Source organism: Streptomyces sp. NPDC005070 (assembly GCF_053600395.1).
The window spans coordinates 1-2620 of the sequence record NZ_JBSFZS010000361.1; the positions used below are offsets into that span (position 1 = coordinate 1).

Annotated in this window: 1 protein-coding gene; it reads left to right on the top strand. The window is 76.6% G+C overall.

Annotation, left to right across the window (positions count from 1 at the left end; all coding sequences use genetic code 11):
• A partial coding sequence (locus ACWEBX_RS39055) for an AMP-binding protein (protein ID WP_451889453.1) occupies nt 1-2620 on the top strand: 2620 nt, incomplete at both ends.

Genomic DNA, 2620 nt, shown 5'->3' on the forward strand with positions numbered 1-2620 from the left:
GCCGTGACGGCCGGCTCACCTACCGGGAGCTGGGCCGCGCGGCCAACCGTCTCGCCGCGCATCTGCGGGCGCGCGGCATCGGCCGGGGCGACCGGGTGGTGACCTCGCTGCGGCCGGGCCCGGAGACGGTGACGGCCTTCCTCGGGATCGTGCGGGCCGGAGCGGCCTATGTCCCCCTGGATCCCGCGGACCGCGTGGAGCGGCGGCGGCTGATCGTGCGGGACAGTGCGGCCGTGGCGGTGCTGACCGGGAGTGCGGGCGTCGCGGACTACGCGGGCCTGGACACGGTGGTCCTCGCGCTGGACGCCGAGGCGCCCGAGATCGCCCGGCGCTGCGACGCCCTGCCCGAGCAGACCGCCGGCCCGGACGACGCCTTGTGTGTCTGGTACGCCTGCGGCGGCGTCGAGGGGGTCGTCGTGCCGCATCGCGCGGTGCTGGACCTCGTGCGCTCCGCCGCCCCCGCGCGGCCGGAGCCCGCCGGTGTGGCGGGCCGAACCGGTGCGGGGCAGGCCTTCGAGGCGGTCGCGTTCGCGGTGTGGGGCGCTCTGGCGTCGGGTGGCCTGCCCGCCGGCCGCTCGGGCGGCGACGACGGGCGGGAGGAGGCCGGACGGGCGCAGGAGCGGGTCGGACGGGTCGAGGAGCGGGTCGAACGGGTTGAGGAGTGGGTCGAGGTGTGCGGGCGGCGTTTTCGGCTCGGTGAGGTCGAGTCGGTGCTGGGCGCGCACCCGGCGGTGTCGGCCGCCGCGGTGTCCGTGTACGAGGGTGCGGACGGCGGCAGGCACCTGGTGGCGCATGTGGTGCCGGCCGGGCCGGCTGCGGCGGCCGCCGATCAGGACGCGCAGACCGCGCGGTGGAAGGAGATCCACGAGGCGCTCCACGCCAGCGCCGCGGCCCGTGGGCTGGGGGACGACTTCACCGGCTGGAACAGCAGTTACGACGCCCTGCCGATCCCGCTCGAGGAGCTGCGGGAGTGGCAGTACGCCACCCTCGACCGGATCAGGGAGCTGCCGCGCCGCCGGGTGCTGGAGATCGGGGTGGGCAGCGGGCTGCTGCTGGCCCACCTCGCGCGTGAGGAGGAGGTCCAGGAGTACTGGGCCACCGACTTCTCCCCCGCCGCCGTCGCCGCGCTCGGCGCGCGGGTGGAGGCGGATGCGCTGTTGAAGGACAAGGTGCGGCTGGACTGCCGTGGCGCCGAGGACACCGGCGGACTGCCCGCGGGTCACTTCGACGCGGTCGTCGTCAACTCGGTGGTGCAGTACCTGCCGGGCCTGGCCCGGCTGCGCACGGTCCTGGAGCGGGTGCTGCCGCTGCTCGCCCCGGGCGGCTCGCTCTTCCTGGGCGATGTGCGCAGCCTGGATCTGGCCTGCTGTCTGCAGACCGGGATCGCGCTGGCCCGGCCGGGCGGCGTGGGGGGTGACCGGGAGGCGCTGCGCCGCGGTATCGGGCATCGGGTGGCCACGGAGACCGAGCTGCTGCTCTCCCCCGCCCTGTTCGGTGCGCTGGCCCGGGAGCTGCCCCGGGTGCGTGCGGTCGACGTGCGCCTCAAGCGGGGGGTGCACCACAACGAGCTGTCCCGCTACCGCTATGACGTGGTGCTCTCCACCGCCGAGCCGGTCGCCGACCTCTCCGGTGTGCCCGTCGTGCGCTGGGGTGCGGACGTGGCGGGAGGGCTGGAGGTGGTGGACCGGGTGGTGGCGGCGCGTCCGGCCGTGCTGCGTCTGAGCGGGGTGCCCAACCGGCGGGTGCACGACGAGTACGCGGCGATGCGGTCCCTCTTCGATCCCCGCGAGAGCGTCGATCTGCCGCCGCAGGACGCTGTGGCGCCCGATGTGGAGGCGCTGTGCGAGCGGGCCGAGCATCTGGGCTACCGGGCGCTGCCGACCTGGGGGGAGAGCCCCGAGCTCCTCGACATCGTCCTGCTCGATCCCGCGCGGGTGCCCGCGGGTGCGGTGACGGGCGTGTACGCGGCGGCGGCCGCCGGGGCGGGGTCCGGCGCCGGGGCTGGTCCGGGGATCGGGGCGGAGCCCGGTACCGGGAGGCGGTCCGGCGCCGGGGCGGAGTCCGGGAGCGGCGGCGGCAGCGGGGCGGGATGCGGCAGCGGGGCGGGGTCGGGGGACGGGGTGGGGTGCGGCGGTGCGGGGGTGGAGGGGTTTGCCGGCACTCCGGCCGCTTTCGAGCACGCTGTCGATCTGGAGGTCGTGCTGCGGGCCCATCTGCGGGAGCGGCTGGCGGAGCACATGGTGCCGTCGGTGCTGATGACGGTGGAGGCGCTGCCGCTGGACGGCGCGGGCGGGGTGGACCGCGCGGCGCTGCCGGTGCCCGCCCGCACCGCCGACCGTCCGCTCACCCAGCCCGGCACGCCGATCCAGGAGATCGTCCGTGACCTGTTCGCCGAGGTGGTGGGCCTGCCCCGGCACCGGGTGCGGGCGGAGTCGGACTTCTTCCGCATCGGCGGCCACTCGCCGGCGGCGGCCCGGCTGCTGTCCCGGGTCCGGGAGACGCTGGGCGTCGATCCGGGCAGCCGGGCCCTGTACGAGGCGCCGACCCCGGCCGCGTTCGCCGCGCTGGTCGGTGACGTGCCCGCCGCGGTGATCGGGCCGGACGACACGGCCGGTGACAG